General features: G+C 66.8%; 15 protein-coding genes and 1 pseudogene (1 of these 16 cut by a window edge). 6 read left to right on the top strand and 10 right to left on the bottom strand.

From position 1 onward, the window contains the following. The first annotated feature begins 160 nt into the window (after nt 1-160). From MMB17_RS12595 to MMB17_RS25405, 5 genes and pseudogenes are all read left to right on the top strand, one after another. On the top strand, nt 161-2083 hold the full coding sequence (locus tag MMB17_RS12595; protein ID WP_241098986.1) for an extracellular solute-binding protein: 1923 nt from the start codon (nt 161-163) through the stop codon (nt 2081-2083). After that, complete coding sequence (locus MMB17_RS12590; protein WP_241098985.1) at nt 2080-3942, top strand: extracellular solute-binding protein; 1863 nt, start codon at nt 2080-2082, stop codon at nt 3940-3942. Before MMB17_RS12595 ends, MMB17_RS12590 begins: the two co-directional genes overlap by 4 nt. A 10-nt stretch (nt 3943-3952) precedes the next feature. Continuing rightward, entirely contained in the window at nt 3953-5056 is a 1104-nt protein-coding gene (locus tag MMB17_RS12585; protein WP_241098984.1) for a microcin C ABC transporter permease YejB, read from the top strand. Nucleotides 5057-5179: 123 nt separating this feature from the next. Next, nucleotides 5180-5686 carry a GNAT family N-acetyltransferase gene (locus tag MMB17_RS12580; RefSeq protein WP_241098983.1) on the top strand — a complete coding sequence of 169 codons (507 nt, stop codon included), beginning with the start codon at nt 5180-5182 and terminating at the stop codon, nt 5684-5686. Nucleotides 5687-5721: 35 nt separating this feature from the next. Next, nucleotides 5722-5901 (top strand): annotated as a pseudogene (locus MMB17_RS25405) (alpha/beta fold hydrolase); the annotation flags it as partial. Nucleotides 5902-6052: 151 nt separating this feature from the next. Here MMB17_RS25405 and MMB17_RS12575 read toward each other — a convergent pair. The 8 genes from MMB17_RS12575 to MMB17_RS12540 all read right to left on the bottom strand — a co-directional run bounded on the left by MMB17_RS12575 (nt 6053) and on the right by MMB17_RS12540 (nt 13167). Then, complete coding sequence (locus MMB17_RS12575) at nt 6053-6454, bottom strand: F0F1 ATP synthase subunit epsilon (protein WP_241098982.1); 402 nt, start codon at nt 6452-6454, stop codon at nt 6053-6055. A gap of 25 nt (nt 6455-6479) precedes the next feature. Next, nucleotides 6480-6731, bottom strand: coding sequence for a hypothetical protein (locus tag MMB17_RS12570; RefSeq protein ID WP_241098981.1), 252 nt, complete (start codon nt 6729-6731; stop codon nt 6480-6482). Nucleotides 6732-6743: 12 nt separating this feature from the next. After that, complete coding sequence (gene atpD, locus MMB17_RS12565; RefSeq protein ID WP_238312329.1) at nt 6744-8192, bottom strand: F0F1 ATP synthase subunit beta; 1449 nt, start codon at nt 8190-8192, stop codon at nt 6744-6746. A gap of 25 nt (nt 8193-8217) precedes the next feature. Beyond that, nucleotides 8218-9102 (bottom strand): F0F1 ATP synthase subunit gamma, encoded by an 885-nt coding sequence (locus tag MMB17_RS12560; protein WP_238312330.1) that lies wholly within the window; start codon nt 9100-9102, stop codon nt 8218-8220. A gap of 146 nt (nt 9103-9248) precedes the next feature. After that, on the bottom strand, nt 9249-10778 hold the full coding sequence (gene atpA, locus MMB17_RS12555; RefSeq protein ID WP_241098980.1) for a F0F1 ATP synthase subunit alpha: 1530 nt from the start codon (nt 10776-10778) through the stop codon (nt 9249-9251). A 71-nt stretch (nt 10779-10849) separates the two neighbouring features. After that, nucleotides 10850-11419 carry a F0F1 ATP synthase subunit delta gene (locus MMB17_RS12550; RefSeq protein WP_241098979.1) on the bottom strand — a complete coding sequence of 190 codons (570 nt, stop codon included), beginning with the start codon at nt 11417-11419 and terminating at the stop codon, nt 10850-10852. 301 nt (nt 11420-11720) lie between these two features. Then, nucleotides 11721-12386, bottom strand: coding sequence for a dethiobiotin synthase (bioD, locus tag MMB17_RS12545; protein ID WP_241098978.1), 666 nt, complete (start codon nt 12384-12386; stop codon nt 11721-11723). 7 nt (nt 12387-12393) lie between these two features. Continuing rightward, entirely contained in the window at nt 12394-13167 is a 774-nt protein-coding gene (locus tag MMB17_RS12540; protein WP_241098977.1) for a ferredoxin--NADP reductase, read from the bottom strand. A 290-nt stretch (nt 13168-13457) separates the two neighbouring features. Between MMB17_RS12540 and MMB17_RS12535 the strand changes: the two genes are divergently transcribed. After that, nucleotides 13458-14924, top strand: a complete 1467-nt coding sequence (locus MMB17_RS12535) for a Dyp-type peroxidase (RefSeq protein ID WP_241098976.1) — start codon at nt 13458-13460, stop codon at nt 14922-14924. A 35-nt stretch (nt 14925-14959) separates the two neighbouring features. Here MMB17_RS12535 and MMB17_RS12530 read toward each other — a convergent pair whose 3' ends face one another. Both MMB17_RS12530 and MMB17_RS12525 read right to left on the bottom strand, forming a co-directional pair. Next, the gene (locus MMB17_RS12530; RefSeq protein WP_241098975.1) at nt 14960-15892 is read right to left on the bottom strand and encodes a ring-cleaving dioxygenase; all 933 of its coding nucleotides are present in this window, start codon (nt 15890-15892) and stop codon (nt 14960-14962) included. Between the two features lie 115 nt (nt 15893-16007). Continuing rightward, nucleotides 16008-17944, bottom strand: the 3' portion of a protein-coding gene (locus tag MMB17_RS12525) for a M3 family metallopeptidase (protein WP_241098974.1). 121 nt of this gene lie beyond the right edge of the window; only the last 1937 of its 2058 coding nucleotides appear in the window; the start codon falls outside the window, past its right edge; its stop codon occupies nt 16008-16010.

Here is a 17944-nt window from a genome sequence, read left to right as displayed (position 1 = left end):
GGCTGCCAAGCACAGAATCGACAGGCCGGGCCGAGCGCCCGGCCTTTTTTCGTTTCCGGAGGACGCGGACGCCCCTGCGCGGAGGTGACGGCTTGGCGGGTGCGCCCGCGCCGTCCTAGAACGGCGCCCCAGCATCGAGAGATCGGGAGACAGCGCCACCGTGACAGGACAGCCCGCCATCGGCCGCCGCAGCTTCCTTACCGGAGCGATCGCCGCCGCAGCCCTGACGGCACCCGCCCGCGCCGCGGAGAAGGAGGGAGCTGATGCAGCGCCTGGCAGCCCCTCGGCGCAGGAAGCACCGGGCAGCTGGCGACACGCCCTGACCCTGCTCGGCGCCCCGAAATACGGCCCCGACTTCACCCATTTCGACTACGCCAACCCGGACGCGCCAGTGGGCGGTCTCGTGCGCCTCGGGGCGCAGGGTGGGTTCGACAACCTCAACTACATCGTCAACGGCCTGAAGGGCGACCTAGAGGGCGGCATCCTCCAGATCTACGACACACTGATGGAGAATGCTGGCGACGAGCCGTTCTCGTCCTACGGCCTCCTAGCCGAGAGCGTGCGGGTGGCCGATGACGGCGGTTCGGTCACGTATCGTCTGCGCGAGGGCGCCCGCTGGCACGACGGCAAGCCGGTGACCGCCGAGGACGTGGCCTGGTCCTTCGACACCCTGAAGGCCAACAGCCCCTTCCACGCCTCCTACTACCACAACGTCACCGCCGCCGAGCCGAACGGCGCCCGCGAGATCACCTTCCGCTTCTCGGAGAAGGGCAACCGGGAACTGCCGCAGATCGTTGGCGAGATGCAGGTGATGCCCAAGCACTGGTGGACCGGCACCACCAAGGACGGCAAGGTCCGCAACCCGGCCGAGACGACCCTGGAAATCCCCCTCGGCTCGGGCCCTTATAAGCTCGTCAGGATCGATCCCGGCCGCTCGGCCACCTACGAGCGCGTCGCCGATTACTGGGGCAAGGACCTGCCGGTGAATCGGGGGCGCAATAATTTCGGCACCCTGCGCTTCGAGTATTTCCGCGACGGCAGCGTGCTCCTGGAGGCGTTGAAGGGCGACCTCTACGATTTCCGTTCGGAGAACATCGCCCGCAACTGGGCGACCGCCTATGACGACTTCCCCGCGGTGAAGGAGGGACGGCTCGTCAAGGAGGAGTTCCCGAGCCGCGGCACTGGCATCATGCAGGCCTTCGCCTTCAACCTGCGCCGAGACATGTTCAAGGACGAGCGGGTGAGGCGCGCTTTCAATCTCGCCCTGAACTTCGAGGAAATGAACCGGCAGCTCTTCTACGGGCTCTACAAGCGGATCGACTCCTACTATTTCGGCTCGGACCTCGCCTCCTCCGGCCTGCCTCAGGGCAAGGAGCTGGAGATCCTGCAAGGCCTCAAGGACAAGGTGCCGGCGAGCGTCTTTACCGAGCCCTACACCAACCCCGTGAACGCGAGCCCCGAGCAGGTGCGCGCCAATCTGCGCGAGGCGGTGAAGCTCCTGCGCGAGGCCGGCTACGAACTGAAGAGCAGCCAGATGGTGCATGCCGCCAGCGGCAAGCCGCTCACGGTCGAGTTCCTGGAATTTCAGAACGTGTTCGAGCGGGTGATCCTGCCCTACCAAGCCCAGCTCAAGCTCATCGGCATCGGCTCCTCGATCCGAGTGATCGACCAGGCACAGTACCAGAACCGGATGCGCAGCTTCGACTTCGACATCACCACAACGAACTGGCCGGAATCGCTCTCGCCCGGCAACGAGCAGCGGGAATACTGGGGCTCGAAGGCCGCAGACCAGCCGGGCTCGCGCAACATCCTTGGCATCAAGGATGCGGCCATCGACGCCCTGATCGAGCAGGTGATCTTCGCCAAGGACCGCGAGACCCAGCTCGCCGCGACCCACGCCCTGGACCGGGTGCTGCTCGCCCACCACTTCGTGGTGCCGCAATGGGCCTCCGGCGTGACTCGGACGATCCGATGGAACCGCTTCGCCCGTCCCGAGATCCTGCCGAGATACGGCAGTTCGGGATTTCCCACGACGTGGTGGTACGACGACAAGCTCGCAGCCAAGACCGGGGCACCGCGTTGAGCGGCCGGACGACGCGCCGGACCCTGCTGGCCGGCGCAGCTTCCCTCTCCACGCTCCCCCTCCTGCCGAGGGGGACGAGGGCTGAGGCTGCCCGGACCGTGCATGGCCTGTCGAGCTTCGGCGAGCTGAACTACGCGCCCGACTTCAAGGCCTTCGACTACGTGAACCCGGAGGCGCCCCGGGGCGGGAACTTCGCGGCCCAGCTCACGCAGACCTTCGGCAATCAGGCCTTCGACACCTTCGATACGCTTAACCCCTATGTCTTCCGCGGCAACGGGGCGGCGGGCATCAACCTGACCTTCGACAGCCTGATGGCGCGGGCGCTGGACGAGCCGGACGCGGTCTACGGCCTCGTCGCCCGCGCCGTGGAGGTGAGCGCGGACGGGCTCGCCTACCGCTTTCTCCTGCGGCCGCAGGCCTGCTTCCACGACGGCACCAAGCTGACGGCGAAGGACGTCGCCTTCTCCCTCGCGATTCTGAAGGAGAAAGGCCACCCGACCATCTCCCAGGTGATCCGCGACATGGCGGAAGCGAAGGCGGAGGACGACACTACCCTGCTCGTGCGCTTCGAGGCCGGCCGCAGCCGCGACCTGCCCCTGATCGTAGCACAGCTGCCGATCTTCTCGGCGGCGAGCTTCGAGGGCCGCGATTTCGAGGCGCCGACCCTCAAGGCGCTGCTCAGCTCCGGCCCCTACCAGGTCGGGCGCATGGATATCGGCCGCTTCATCGAGTTGGAGCGGGTGCCCGATTACTGGGCCGCCGACCTGCCGGTGAGGATCGGCCAGAACAATTTCGACCGAGTACGCTACGAGTATTTCCGCGACCGGCAGGTGGCCTTCGAGGCCTTCAAGGGCGGCGCCTTCAGCTATCGCCAGGAATTCACCGCCCGGATCTGGGCCACGGGCTACGATTTCCCCGCCGTGCGCGAGGGACGGGTGAAGCGCGAGACGGTGGAGGACGAATCGCCCGCCAACATCCAGGGCTGGTTCTTCAACACGCGGCGGCCAGTCTTCAAGGATCCGCGGGTGCGCGAGGCGATCGGCCTGTGCTTCGACTTCGCCTGGACGAACCGCACGGCGATGTTCGGCGCCTATGCGCGCACGAGCTCCTTCTTCGAGAAAACCGACATGATGGCCAAGGGGCCGCCCTCGGATCTCGAACGCGCCCTGCTCGAATCCCTCCGCGGCCAGGTGCCCGACGAGGTCTTCGGCGAGCCCTGGACGCCTCTGGTCTCGGACGGCTCGGGGCAGGACCGGAGGCTCCTCGCTCGGGCCAACGCCCTCCTTAAGGAAGCCGGCTGCGTGCGCGAGGGCAGCCTTCTCAAGCTGCCGGGCGGTAAGCCGCTGGAATTCGAGTTCCTCGACACCGATCCGGTCTGGGAGCCGATCGTCCAGCCCTTCATCCGCAACCTGTCGCTGCTCGGCATCAAGGCCGTGCAGCGCACAGTGGACGCCTCGCAGTATCAGGCGCGGGTGCGCGACTTCGATTTCGACGTGACCTCCAGGGCGAGTTCCGGCGACGCCACGCCCGGGCCGGAGTTGCGCGAGGCCTACGGCTCCCGCTCGGCGACGATCCCCGGCTCGAACAACCTGATCGGCGTTGCCGACCCGGCAGTGGACGCGCTCCTCGACAAGATCGCCGGCGCGACATCGCGGGCGGACCTCACCATCGCCTGCCGGGCGCTCGACCGGGTCCTGCGGGCCGGTCGCTACTGGATCCCGATGTGGTACTCAGCAAACTACAGGCTGGCGGTCTGGGACGTGTTCGGCCGCCCGGCCAAGGCGCCAAAATACGCGCTGGGCGTGCCGAGCCTGTGGTGGTTCGACACCGACAAGGCCCGGCGGATCGGGCGGGAGTGAAGGCGGACCCATGCTCGGCTATATCCTGCGCCGCCTCGCCCTGATGGTGCCGACTATCTTCGGCATCATGCTGGTCACCTTCGCGATTATCCAGTTCGCCCCCGGCGGCCCGGTGGAGCGGGTGCTGGCCCAGCTCCAGGGCCAGCAGGAGGGCTCGCTCTCGCGCATCACCGGCGGACAGGGCGATCTCGGCGGCGGCGCGGCCCGGGGCGGCGGTGGCTCCGAGAATTCCCGCTACCGCGGCGCGCAGGGCCTCGACCCGGCCTTCATCAAGAAGCTCGAGACGCAGTTCGGCTTCGACAAGCCGGCCCCCGAGCGCTTCGCCAAGATGCTCTGGGACTACCTGCGCTTCGATTTCGGCAAGAGCTATTTCCGCGACGTCTCGGTGCTGCAGCTGATCCGCGAGAAGCTGCCCGTGTCGGTCTCGCTCGGCCTATGGATGACGCTGATCTCCTACGCGATCTCGATCCCCCTCGGCATCCGCAAGGCGGTGAAGGACGGCTCGCGCTTCGACATCTGGACCTCCAGCGTGGTCATCATCGGCTACGCGATCCCGAGCTTCCTGTTCGGCATCCTGCTGATCATCCTGTTCGCCGGCGGTTCCTTCGTGCAGATCTTCCCGATCCGCGGCCTCACCTCGGAGAACTTCGCCACCCTGAGCCTGTGGGGGAAGCTGGTGGACTACGCTTGGCACCTGACGCTGCCGCTGGCCGCCCTGGTGCTCGGAGCCTTCGCGACCTCGACCCTGCTCACCAAGAACTCGTTCCTCGACGAAATCCGCAAGCAATACGTGCTCACCGCCCGGATGAAGGGCCTTTCCGAGAGCCGAGTGCTCTACGGGCACGTCTTCCGCAACGCCATGCTGATCGTGATCGCGGGCTTCCCCGGCGCCTTCATCACGGCCTTCTTCACCGGCTCCCTGCTGATCGAGACGATCTTCTCCCTAGACGGGCTCGGGCTGCTGTCCTTCTCCTCGATCGTCGGCCGGGACTACCCGGTGGTCTTCGCGACCCTCTACATCTTCTCCCTGCTCGGTCTCGCGGTGAACCTGCTCTCCGACTTGATCTACACCTGGATCGACCCGCGCATCGATTTCTCGGCCAGGGCGGCGTGAGCAGCGGGACGGGGTGATGGACATACGCTCCGGTGATGAACCGGTGACGTCTGCCACCTCCCCGTTTGCCGCGGCACGGCGCGGCTGCTATCGGCGCGCGACCTGATTGCCGTAGCGCCCGCCGTGACCGCCCTTCCCCTGCTCATCCGGCCCGAGACGCCCGACGACGCGCCCGCCATCGAGCGGCTGCATGCCCGCGCCTTCGGCCCCGGCCGCTTCGCCCGCACGGCCTATCGCCTGCGGGAGGGCGTGGGGCCGCTGTCGGAGCTCTGCTTCACGGCCCTGGTCGGCACCTATCTGGTCGGCTCCGTACGGGTCGGCCCGGCGGAGGCGGCGGGGCGGCCACTCCTGGTACTCGGGCCGCTCACCGTCGACCCGGCTTTCGGCGACCGCGGCATCGGCTCGGCCCTGATGCACAGGAGCCTCGAGGCGGCCAAGGAGGCCGGCCACGGCCTCGTCGTACTGGTGGGCGACGCGCCCTATTATCGGCGCTTCGGCTTCAGCCCCGTGCCTCCGGGCCGACTCGTGCTGCCCGGTCCGGTCGATCCGGCCCGTTTCCTTTGGATGGAACTCGCCGAAGGCGCCTGCGGCATGGTCTCCGGAAACGTAAGCGTCCCCCGCGCTCGTTGACCCGCCGCATTCAGGCGGAGAGACGACCCGGCATGACCTGCATCCGCTGGGGCATCTGCGGCCCGGTCTTCCCCTATGCCTGGACTGACCGCCTCGACGAGACCTTCGCCGATCTCGACCTCGCCCCCTTTCAAGGGCCTCGGCCACTTCTCCCAACGGGAAGACCCCGACCCAGGGCCGCAGCCGAAATTAGGGGGTTCGTCGAAGGGCGGTGAGGGCGCGCCAATTCGAAATTGATCAGAGCGGTCGAGTTAGCACCCTCTTTCCTCTCAACAAGCACGAGCTCGGTCCTCGGACAAAACGAAAGCCCGCGGCGCTCTCGCGCGGCGGGCTTTTCGTGTTTCGATACCGAGAACCTGACGGCGCCTAGAAATCCAGCGCGTTCTTGGCCTCGCGCAGCTGCGCGATGTGGCCGTTGAGCTCCTCGCGCTTTGCGAAGTCCTCGGTGGCGTCGCGGGCCATCTCGGTCGCCTCGATCTCCTGATCGATCATGGCCGGGTTGATCTCCTCGATCGGAGCGGCGCGCTCGGCCAGCACCGTCACGGCGGCGGGGCCGATATCGGCGAAGCCGCCCTGCACGTAGATGCGCTTGCCGCTGCCGGCCCGCTCGGTGACGGTGATGACGCCGACCTTGAGCGAGGTCAGGACCGGAGCATGTCCCGGCAGCACGGTCATGTCGCCCTCGGTGCCGGGCAGCTGCACGGCCTCGACCTCGCCGGAATACAGCGTCCGCTCGGGGCCGACGAAATCGAACTGGAAGGTGGCCATCTTTAGAAGGTCCCGAGTGTTGAACTCAACGCCGGCCCCGGTCGGCCAGGAAGCCGGCCCCGAAGCCGACGATGGCGCCGATCACGGCGTAGATCCCGACATGCTGGAGCTGGCCGGTGGTCAGCTCGCCGCCTCGAGCGTCAGCCGTCGAGTCCCTGTCCTGGACCTCGACGCTGAGCGGCCCGAGCTTGATCTCCGTCGCCTGGGGGCGGGTCAGGAAGCCGACGAGGCCCCCGACCACGAGCCCGACCAGGAGAAGGACGACCTTGGCGTTCACGTGCCGGCGCCCTTAGGCGGCGAGCAGCTTCTTGGCCTTCTCCTGCGCCTCCTCAATGGAGCCGACCATGTAGAAGGCGGCCTCGGGGAGGTCGTCGTACTTGCCCTCGACTAGGCCCTTGAAGCCCTTGATCGTGTCTTCGAGCGCGACGAGCTTGCCCGGCGAACCGGTGAAGACCTCAGCCACGTGGAACGGCTGCGAGAGGAAGCGCTCGATCTTGCGGGCGCGGGCCACGGTCAGCTTGTCCTCTTCCGACAGCTCGTCCATGCCCAGGATCGCGATGATGTCCTGAAGGGACTTGTAACGCTGCAGGGTCTGCTGGACGCGGCGGGCCACATCGTAATGCTCCTCGCCGAGAATCGCCGGCGAGAGCATGCGCGAGGTGGAGTCGAGCGGGTCCACGGCCGGGTAGATGCCCTTTTCGGCGATCGAGCGCGAGAGCACTGTCGTGGCGTCGAGGTGGGCGAAGGAGGTGGCCGGGGCCGGGTCGGTCAGGTCATCCGCCGGCACGTAGATCGCCTGCACCGAGGTGATCGAGCCCTTGGTGGTGGTGGTGATGCGCTCCTGCAGAGCGCCCATGTCGGTGGCCAGCGTCGGCTGGTAGCCCACCGCCGAGGGAATGCGGCCGAGAAGCGCCGACACCTCGGAGCCCGCCTGCGTGAAGCGGAAGATGTTGTCGACGAAGAAGAGCACGTCCTGGCCCTCGTCGCGGAACTGCTCGGCGATGGTCAGGCCGGTCAGGGCGACGCGGGAGCGGGCGCCGGGGGACTCGTTCATCTGGCCGTAGACCAGTGCGCACTTGGAGCCCTCGACCGAACCGCCGTGCTCCTTCGGGTCGGTGTTCACCTTGGACTCGATCATCTCGTGGTAGAGATCATTGCCCTCGCGGGTGCGCTCACCCACGCCTGCGAAGACCGAATAACCCGAGTGAGCCTTGGCGATGTTGTTGATCAGTTCCATGATCAGCACGGTCTTGCCGACGCCGGCGCCGCCGAACAGACCGATCTTGCCGCCCTTAGCGTAGGGGGCGAGCAGGTCCACCACCTTGATGCCGGTGACCAGGATCTGCGCCTCGGTCGACTGCTCGTCGTAGGGAGGGGCCGGCTGGTGGATCGCGCGGAAGGTGTCGGCCTGAATCGGGCCGAGTTCGTCGATCGGCTCGCCGATGACGTTCATGATGCGGCCCAGCGTGTTGTGGCCGACCGGCACCTTAATCGGCGCGCCGGTATCCTCGACCTCTTGGCCGCGGACGAGACCCTCGGAGGTGTCCATGGCGATGCAGCGCACAGTGTTTTCACCGAGCTGCTGAGCCACTTCGAGGACGAGGCGGCCGCCTTGGTTGGTGGTCTCCAGAGCGTTCAGGATCTCCGGCAGGTGCCCCTCGAACTGCACGTCGATGACGGGGCCGATGACCTGCGTGATCTTGCCCTTGGCGTTGGTGGGGGAAGCGGTGTTCGCCATTGCGATGATTCCTCTTAAGCGGCGGTCAGAGCGCTTCCGCGCCCGAAATGATCTCGATGAGTTCCTTGGTGATCATGGCCTGACGCGTGCGGTTGTAGACCAGCGTCTGCTTCTTGATCATCTCGCCCGCGTTGCGGGTCGCGGAATCCATGGCGCTCATACGCGCGCCCTGCTCGGAGGCGGCGTTTTCCAGGAGCGCCCGGAAGACCTGAACGGTGAGGTTCTTCGGCAGCAGCGTCTCGAGGATGGTCTCCTCGCTCGGCTCGAACTCCATCGCCGCGTCCGATCCCGCGGCATTCGCAGCCTCCACCTGCGGCAGCTCTGCCGGGATCAGCTTCTGCGCCGTCGGGATCTGCGAGATCACCGAGCGGAACTCGGAGTAGAACAGGGTCGCGACGTCGAACTCGCCAGCCTCGAAGCGGGCCAGGATGTCGTCGGCGATCTCGGCTGCGAAGGGGTAATCAACCGGCTTATTGCCGCGGATGTCACGGGAGGCGACAATCTGGTCGCGGAACTGACGGCGCAGGATGTCGAGACCCTTCTTGCCCACCGTCATGATCTTGACGGTCTTGCCCTCGGCCATCAGCCGGTTGGCGTGGTCGCGGGCCAGACGCGCGATCGAGGAGTTGAAGGCGCCAGCGAGGCCACGGTCGCCGGTGCAAACCACGAGCAGGTGCACTTGGTCCTTGCCGGTGCCGGAGAGCAGGCGCGGAGCGCCGACGCCGCCGATCAGGTTGCCGGCGAGATTGCCGAGCACCTGCGCCATCTTCTCGGCGTAGGGACGCCCGTTCTCGGCAGCATTCTGGGCGCGCCGCAGCTTGGCGGCCGCGACCATCTGCATCGCCTTGGTGATCTTCTGCGTCGCCTTCACCGAGGTGATTCGGTTGCGCAGGTCCTTCAAGCTGGCCATCGGTGGCGTCCGGGTCCGTTCAAGAGAGCCTCTCCTCCCCCCTTGCGGAGAGGAGCCGGAGGTGAGGGTGGTTCAAGGCACGGCAGAGCTCATCCGGCACCACTCCCACCCGAACCCCTCCCCGCCAGGGGGAGGGGACGGTGCCTTTAGTCGAACGACTTGGCGGTGCTCTCGACGACGGCCTTCAGCTTGTTGGCGCTCTCGTCGGAGAGATCCTTCGAGGTGGCGATCGTGTCGAGCAGGTCCTGGTGCTTCGAGCGCAGGGTGCCGAGGAGCTGGTCCTCGAAGGCGCGCACCTTGTTGACCGGGAGCTTGTCGAGGTAGCCGTTCACGCCAGCATAGATCACCGCGACCTGCTCCTCCATCTTCAGCGGCGAGAACTGCGGCTGCTTCAGGAGCTCGGTGAGGCGCGAGCCGCGGTTCAGCAGGCGCTGGGTCGAGGCGTCGAGATCGGAACCGAACTGGGCGAAGGCCGCCATCTCGCGGTACTGGGCTAGCTCGCCCTTGATCTTGCCGGCGACCTTCTTCATCGCCTTGGTCTGGGCCGAGGAGCCCACCCGCGACACCGAGAGGCCGACATTCACCGCCGGGCGGATGCCCTGGTAGAACAGGTCGGTCTCAAGGAAGATCTGGCCGTCGGTGATCGAGATCACGTTGGTCGGGATGTAGGCCGACACGTCGTTGGCCTGGGTCTCGATCACCGGCAGCGCAGTGAGCGAGCCCTTGCCGGCGGCGTCGCCCATCTTGGCGGCGCGCTCGAGCAGGCGGCTGTGGAGGTAGAACACGTCACCCGGGTAAGCCTCGCGGCCCGGCGGGCGGCGCAGCAGCAGGGACATCTGACGGTAGGCAACGGCCTGCTTGGAAAGGTCGTCATACACGATCACGGCGTGCATGCCGTTGTCGCGGAAATACTCGCCCATGGCGCAGCCGGCGAACGGCGCAATGAACTGCATCGGCGCAGCGTCGGAGGCGGTGGCAGCGATGACGATGGAGTATTCGAGGGCGCCCTGGTCCTCCAGCACCTTCACGAACTGGGCGACGGTGGAGCGCTTCTGGCCGATGGCGACGTAGACGCAGTAGAGCTTGGCGTTCTCGTCGGTGCCCGAATGGGCCGGCTTCTGGTTGAGGATGGTGTCGAGGGCGATGGCGGTCTTGCCGGTCTGGCGATCGCCGATGATCAGCTCGCGCTGGCCGCGGCCGACCGGGATCAGGGCGTCGATGGCCTTGAGGCCGGTCGACATCGGCTCGTGCACCGACTTGCGCGGAATGATGCCCGGGGCCTTCACGTCGACGCGGCGACGCTCGGTCGACTGGATCGGGCCCTTGCCGTCGATCGGGTTGCCGAGGCCGTCGACCACGCGGCCGAGCAGGCCCTTACCGACCGGCACGTCGACGATGGCGCCGGTGCGCTTGACGGTCTGGCCTTCCTTGATCTCGCGGTCGGAGCCGAAGATCACGACGCCGACATTGTCCTGCTCGAGGTTGAGGGCCATGCCGCGCACGCCCGACTCGAACTCGACCATCTCGCCGGCCTGGACGTTGTCGAGGCCGTAGACGCGGGCGATGCCGTCGCCGACCGCGAGCACCTGCCCGACCTCGGTGACCTCGGCCTCCTCGCCGAAGTTCTTGATCTGCTCTTTCAGGATCGCGGAGATCTCGGCGGCGCGGATGTCCATCGTCGGGCCTCTTTAAGGTCTTAGGCGGTCTGTTCGGGTGTCGGTCGGCTCACGCGAGGTCTTAAAGAACCTCAGCGGGCCTCCCGCATGGCAAGACGGATGCTGTTGAGCTTGGTGCGAAGCGAGGCGTCGACCATGCGCGAGCTGATCTTCACGACGAGACCGCCGATCAAAGACGGATCGACGTGAAGATCGAGATCAACCTCGGCGCCGGCGACCTCGCGGAGCGCGATCTTGATCTCCTCGATCAGCGCGTCGGACGGCTTCTCGGCGACGCGGATCTCGGCCCGCACCACGCCCTTCGATTCGCGCACCTTCTCGCGGAAGGCGCGGATCATGTCCGGCAGGGCGAACAGGCGGCGGTTCGAGGCGGAGAGCTTGATGAAGTTGGCAGCGAGCCCCGAGATGCCGGCCTTGGCCAGCACGGCGGTAACGGCGGCGGTCTGCTCCTCGGCGGAGAAGGCCGGGCTCTTCACCAGGCGGCGGAGATCCGCGCTTTCCTTCAGAAGGTAATCGAAACGGTCGAGATCTGCGGCGACGGAATCGACCTGCCTCTCGTCCCGGGCGAGCTCGAAGAGCGCGAGCGCGTAACGGCCTGCCACGCCCGCAACCAGGGGACCTTCGGAACCGTTCTGCGCCACCCGTCGCTCTCTCTTATCCTTGTCCGCCGGTCTCGGCCCGGTGCGCGCCTGAAGGCGGCGGCTCGGAGAACCGTTGGAATTGGGAAAGCGCCGGGCCCGACGGGATCAAGCGACCCCCCCTCTCACGGCGCGGCTGTCGCCTAGCATGGGTTCGCGTCGCTGCGCAAGGCGACGTTTCTCCGGCGAATTCGCGGTTTTTTGCTGGCGAAAGGCGCCCGCGCCAGACGCAGCCGCTCCGTCCCTCCATGGGAGAATGCCCGTGCCGCGTGTGCTCCGATTGTGTCAGACCGGGTTCGCCTTTTCAGACGAAGTCCGCCAGCGCGTCTGGAAAGCTGCCGCCGCGCTTCAGCACCGCGACGGGGGCGGAGACCCGGCGGGCGATCGCGTCGGCGACCGTCTGGGGCGGGGTCGGCGCGCCCTCGCTCTCACTCACGATCACGGCCATCATCGCAATCCCGTGGAAGCGGAGCGTCTCGGCCGCGGTGAGCGCATGGCTGATCGCGCCGAGATAGGAGCCGGAGACGAGGAGCACCGGCAGGCCCAGCGCCTTCGCCCAGTCGAGCCCGGTGGCCTCGGGGGCGATTGGGCTCATCAGCCCACCCACTCCCTCGATGACGAGGTCGCCGCCCGATGTCGCGATCCGGTCGCGGCACCAGGCGACCAGGTCGCGCCAGTCGAGGGAGCGCCCTTCCCACGCGGCGGCGAGATCCGGCGCCAGGGGTGCACGGAAGCGCCAGGGCGAGCAGGCATCCACAGTTTCCGGCGTCACCGCCTGGCCGAGGGCGGCCAGCAGCCGGGCGGTGTCGCTCTCGGCGAAGGCGGGATCATCAAGCAGCGGCACGCCGCTCGCCAGGGGCTTGAGGGCGGTCACCGCTCGCCCCCGCGCCCGCAGGAAGCGGACCAGGGCGGCCGTGACGTAGGTCTTGCCAATCTCGGTGCCAGCGCCCGCGACGAATAGGGCGCTCATCGCGACTTCACTTTTCGACGAAGGCCTTTTCGATGACGAAATGGCCAGCCTCGCCGTGATTGCCCTCTTCGTAGCCGCCGGTCACCAGCAACTCGCGGGTGTCCTTGATCATCTCGGGCGAGCCGCAGAGCATGAAGCGGTCGTTCTCGATCGAGATGTCGGGCAGTCCGATATCCTCGAATAGCTTGCCCGACAGCATCAGGTCGGTGATCCGGCCCCGGTTGCGGAACGGCTCGCGCGTCACCGTCGGGTAATAGACCAGCTGGCTAGAGATCACCTCGCCCAGGAACTCGTGGTTGGGCAGGGTCTGGGTGATCGTCTCGCCATAGGCGAGCTCCTGCACGTGCCGGCAGCCATGCACCAGCACCACCTTCTCGAAGCGCTCGTAGGTTTCCGGATCCTTGATGATCGACATGAACGGCGCCAGCCCCGTGCCGGTGCCGAGCAGGTAGAGGTGCTTACCCGGAAGCAGGTTGTCGAGCACCAGCGTGCCGGTCGGCTTCTTGCCGATCATGATCGGATCGCCGACCTTCAGATGCTGCAGCTTGCTCGTCAGCGGACCATTGGGCACCTTGATCGAGAAGAATTCCAACTCCTCCTCGTAATTGGCCGAGACCACCGAATAGGCCCGCAAAAGCGGACGCCCCTCCACCTCGATCCCGATCATCGTGAACTCCCCGTTGCGGAAACGGAACGAGGGGTCGCGCGTCGTGCGGAAGGAGAACAGCGTGTCGGTCCAGTGATGCACCGACAGAACCCGCTCCTCGTTGTACTTGCTCATCGTTCTAAAGAGCCCGGTTTACGGAAATGTTCAGGGTGCTCATCTCGCAAGTGCGGGAGCCCCGTCAAGCCAGCGACACCGCGCAGCCGGTCTGATGACAATGCATCGTTCCCCAACGGCAACGGTGCATCGAACGGGCGCCGCGGCCCCGCCGGGACGCGGATTCAATCCTCGCTGCCGGCTGCTTGATTTTCTGAAATAATTCTATTTATAGTTTCATTTCAAAATCGCGATTCGTTTATTAGTCAGGCGCCTGTCTTTCCCCATCGAAATCGGTCTGGGGGGCTGCAATGGCAATCGATTTGACGAAGCCGCTTTCATGGAAGAAGGCGAACGATCAAGAATTAGCGGCTCTCCAGAGCCTGCAGGGAAACATCTTGAAGGGTCACGGCCGGAAATTCACTGGCAATATATTTTTCAAGCTCGATCCCAATCGATCTCTCGAAGCGCGGCGAATGCTTCGCGACCTCGCCAATTTCCATATCGTCAGCGCCTATCGGCAGCTGATCGACGCGGAGGCTTTCAAGAAAGCCGGCAAGAAGCACGATGGAGGCCGCGGCGGCGGCCCCTTCGTCCATGTGGCACTGTCGGCGCAGGGCTACAAGGCGATCGGAAAAGGTGGAGTTTGCCCGTCCGACCCCGAATTCCTGCGCGGCATGGGCGATGACGGGAGCATCGGTGACCTCAAGGACCCGCCCCTCGCGCAATGGGAGCCGGAATTCCGCACCCGCAGCCACGGCCTGGCGATCGTCGGACACGAGACCGCGAGCGAGACGGCGCTGCTGATCGGACAGATCCGGGACCTGATCGAGGAGGCCGGCGGCATCGTGTTCGTCCAGCACGGCGCGGCCCTCTTCAACGCGGCCAACGAGGGCATCGAGCATTTCGGCTACGTCGATGGGCGCAGCCAGCCGCTGGTGTTGGTGGAGGACATCGCCGAGGAGCGGAAAACGGCCGGAACGAGCCGCTGGGACCCCGCCTTCCCCATCGGGATCGCCCTGGTTCCCGATCCCGGCGTGCCGGGCGACGACACCGCCTTCGGCAGCTATCTCGTCTTCCGCAAGCTCGAGCAGCATGTCCGCGACTTCAAGACCCGCGAGCAGGTCATCGCCGACACGCTGAAGTTCAAGGGTGTGGACCAGCGCGAGCTGGCCGGCGCCCTCATCGTCGGGCGCTTCGAGGACGGCACGCCGGTGACCCTGTCGAAGGAAGCGCGCGGCGCGAAGCCACCCAACGATTTCGACTATACCGGGGATGGCGGCATCCGCTGTCCCTTCCACGCCCATATCCGCAAGACCAACCCACGCGGCTCCGCCGGGGACGAACAGGCGGAACGCACGCATCTGATGCCGCGGCGGGGCATTCCCTACGAGGACGCCCAGCGGGAGGTGCATCCCTCCGAGCTGCCGGAGGCGGACAGCCTCCGGGAGTTCCGCGAGAAGGTGGCCGACAAGCTGCCGAAGAAGGGGGTCGGGCTGCTCTTCATGGCCTACAACGCGGAGATCGGCCGGCAATTCAAGTTCACGCAAGCGGCCTGGGCGAACAACCCCGGCTTCCCCCCGGGCCCGCCCCAACCGCACGGGATCGATCCGGTGATCGGCCAGGGCCCCCTTACGCCCGGGCAGCAGAAGCTCCCGAAGGTCTGGGACGACCCAGGCGCCGGCGTGATCGGCAACGTCGATTTCGGCGGGTTCGTCCACATGAAGGGCGGCGAATACTTCTTCTCGCCGAGCCTGACCTTCTTGCGCAATCTCTGACGGCAAAGCCGGCCCCCGAAGCCGGCCTACCGACCTCACAGCGGCTTCAACCCCGCCTCGATCTCGGCGCGCCGCCCCTCCAGAAAAGGCGGCAAGGCGAGGCGCTCGCCCAGGCTCTCCAGGGGTTCGTCGGCGGTGAAGCCGGGGCCGTCGGTGGCAATCTCAAACAGGATGCCGTTCGGCTCGCGGAAATAAAGGCTACGGAAGTAGTAGCGGTCGACCGGGCCGCTCGACGGCATCCGATGGGCGCGCAGGCGCTCGGCCCAGGCATCGTAATCCGCATCCGGGATGCGGAAGGCGACATGGTGCACGCCGCCGGCGCCCTGGCCTGCGGGTGCGCCGCGATCCTCGAGCAGATGCAGCTCCGCGCTCGCGCCGCCCGGCCCCATGGCGAAGACTCGGACCTCGCCCTCCGGCAGCTCATAGGTCCGCTCGAAGTGCATGCCCATCAGCTCGGTGAGCACGATCTCCGTTCGGTCCGACCGCGGCACGGTGAGGCGAATCGGGCCGAGCCCCCGGATCTGCCGCTCCACCGGCACCGGGCTCTCCGCCCAGGAATGGGCCTCCCCCGCCCCGCCGTCGTCGACGAGGCTGAAGCGCTGGCCCTCCGGATCCTCGAAATCGAGGGTCTGGCGCCCGTCGCGCGCGATCACGGGGTGATGGCTCACCCCCTGCCGGGCGAGATGCTCGCGCCACCAGTCAAGGCTGCCCTCCCCCGCCACGCGCAGGCCCGTGCGGCTGATGCTCGACGTGCCCCGGCGCTCTCGAGGAGCCGGCCAGTCAAAGAAGGTCAGGTCGCTGCCCGGCGAGGCGAGCCCGTCGGCATAGAACAGATGATAGGCCGAAACGTCGTCCTGGTTCACCGTCTTCTTGACGAGCCGGAGCCCCAGCACCCGCGTGTAGAAGGCGAAGTTGTCGGCGGCCTGAGCCGTGATCGCGGTGAGATGGTGGATGCCGGTGAGCTGCATCGGGCGCCTCGATAGGAACGGATCGCGCCCGGAAGATGGGGAGGCGCGGCGCGAAGCCCAAATGCGAATCCCGCGCCGCCCCGCGGCGGGGGACGGCGCTTGAAGGCCGTGAGGCTCAGGCGGCTAGGCCGCGCTTCCTCAGGAGCGGATCGATGCTCGGCAGGCGACCGCGGAAGGCGGTGTAGGCGTCCCGCGGATCGCGCAGGTTGCCGGCGCCATAGACGAAGTGGCGCAGGCGCGCCGCGGTCTCGGGATCGAAGATGTCGCCGGCCTCGCGGAAGGCGTCAAAGGCATCCGCGTCCAGCACCTCCGACCAGAGATAGCTGTAATAGCCGGCGGCATAGCCGTCCCCGGAGAAGATATGCGCGAAATGCGGGCTGCGGTGCCGCATGGCGATCTCCGCTGGCATAGCGATGCGCTTGAGCGCATCCGCCTCGAAGGCAAGCACGTCGAGTCCCTCCTCTCCAGCCGAGGAGAGATGCAAAGTCATGTCGACGATGGCAGAAGCGGTGTATTCCACCGTAGCAAAGCCCTGGTTGAAGGTCCGCGCGGCGAGCAGGCGCTTCAGCAGGTCCTCCGGCATGGGCTCACCCGTGCGGTGATGGCGGGCATGGGCCCGCAGCACCTCCGGCTGCTCCAGCCAATGCTCGTAGAGCTGTGAGGGCAGCTCTACGAAATCGCCGGAAACGGCCGTGCCGGCCAACAGCGGATAGGTCACATCCGAGAGAAGCCCGTGCAGGGCGTGGCCAAATTCGTGGAAGAGCGTGCGGGCGTCGTCGAAGGAGAGCAGGGTCGCCTCGCCCTGCGGTGCGCGGGCGAAGTTCATCACGTTGACGATAATCGGCTTGATCTCGTCGGAAAGCCGCTCCTGCGTCCGGAAGGCGCTCATCCAGGCACCGCTACGCTTCGAGGGCCGCGCGAAATAATCGCCCAGGAACAGCCCGATCTCCGAGCCGTCGCGGTCGCGCACCAGCCAAGTGCGGACATCCGGATGGTAGCGCGGCGTGCCCGACAGTTCCTCGAAGCTCAGGCCGAAGAGCCGGTGCGCGGTGTCGAAGGATGCCGCGATCACGCCGTCGAGGGGCAGGTACGGCTTGATCTCCGTCTCGTCGAGGGAATGCTCGGCCTGACGCAGCTTCTCCGCATAGTGACGCCAGTCATGGGCCTGCAGGTCGAAATTCTGCCCCTCTGCCTGGATCAGTGCCTGGAGGCGTTCACGCTCGGAGAAGGCCCGCTGTAGGGCCGGCGTCCAGACATTGCGCAGGAGCTCCATGGCCGCATCGGGCGAGCCGGCCATGGTGTCATCGAGCTTGAGATGCGCAAAGCTGTCGAAGCCGAGAAGCCGGGCGCGCTCCGCCCGCAGCTTCACGATCTCGGCGATGATTACTTGGTTGTCGGTCTCACCACCACTCTCGCCACGGCGGATCCAGGCTTGGTAAGCGCGCTCGCGCAGGTCGCGTCGGGTAGAGAAGACTAGGAAGGGCTCGATCAAGGAGCGCGACAGGGTGATGACGTGGCGATGTGTGCCGCCGCGCTCGGCCGCGGCGGAGGCAGCAGCATCCCGCAGGAAGGGCGGCAGGCCGGCGAGTTCCTCCTCCCCGGCGAGCGGCAGCACGAAGCTGCTCTCGTCGGCGAGAAGGTTCTGCCCGAACCGGGTGCCGAGCTCGGCGAGCCGGGTCGCGATCTCGGCGATGCGGGCCTTGGTCTCGGGGTCGAGGTCGGCGCCGGAGCGCTTGAAGCGGATCCGGTAGCGCTCGAGCACCCGGCGCTCTTCCTCGCCGAGCGCCTCCGTCTCGGCGTCGATGGCCGAGATCCGCGCCCAGAGATCGGCGTTCAGGTAGATCGCGCTGGAATGGCGGGCGAGCCGGGGGGCGATCTGCCGCTCGGCGGCCTGGAGTTCCGGATTAGTGTGGCTGCCGGTCAGGTTGAAGAAGATTGCGGCGACGCGCCGGAGATCCCGGCCCGAGCCTTCCATCACCGCGATGGTGTTGGCGAAGCTCGCGGGCTCCGGGTTGCTGGCGATCCGGTCGATCTCCGCCTTGTGGCTCGCGA

Source organism: Methylobacterium organophilum, assembly GCF_022533465.1.
Taxonomy (GTDB): domain Bacteria; phylum Pseudomonadota; class Alphaproteobacteria; order Rhizobiales; family Beijerinckiaceae; genus Methylobacterium; species Methylobacterium organophilum.
The sequence above is the reverse complement of the archived record's forward strand: the minus strand, read 5'-3'. Positions and strand labels throughout refer to the sequence as shown.

What these genes read in the sequence shown, in the direction of transcription:
- MMB17_RS12585 (WP_241098984.1), top strand. Translation starts at nt 3,953, where the DNA reads ATGCTCGGCTATATCCTGCGCCGCCTCGCCCTGATGGTGCCGACTATC.
- MMB17_RS12575 (WP_241098982.1), bottom strand. Translation starts at nt 6,454, where the DNA reads ATGGCCACCTTCCAGTTCGATTTCGTCGGCCCCGAGCGGACGCTGTAT.
- atpD (WP_238312329.1), bottom strand. Translation starts at nt 8,192, where the DNA reads ATGGCGAACACCGCTTCCCCCACCAACGCCAAGGGCAAGATCACGCAG.
- MMB17_RS12560 (WP_238312330.1), bottom strand. Translation starts at nt 9,102, where the DNA reads ATGGCCAGCTTGAAGGACCTGCGCAACCGAATCACCTCGGTGAAGGCG.
- atpA (WP_241098980.1), bottom strand. Translation starts at nt 10,778, where the DNA reads ATGGACATCCGCGCCGCCGAGATCTCCGCGATCCTGAAAGAGCAGATC.
- bioD (WP_241098978.1), bottom strand. Translation starts at nt 12,386, where the DNA reads ATGAGCGCCCTATTCGTCGCGGGCGCTGGCACCGAGATTGGCAAGACC.
- MMB17_RS12540 (WP_241098977.1), bottom strand. Translation starts at nt 13,167, where the DNA reads ATGAGCAAGTACAACGAGGAGCGGGTTCTGTCGGTGCATCACTGGACC.
- MMB17_RS12535 (WP_241098976.1), top strand. Translation starts at nt 13,458, where the DNA reads ATGGCAATCGATTTGACGAAGCCGCTTTCATGGAAGAAGGCGAACGAT.
- MMB17_RS12530 (WP_241098975.1), bottom strand. Translation starts at nt 15,892, where the DNA reads ATGCAGCTCACCGGCATCCACCATCTCACCGCGATCACGGCTCAGGCC.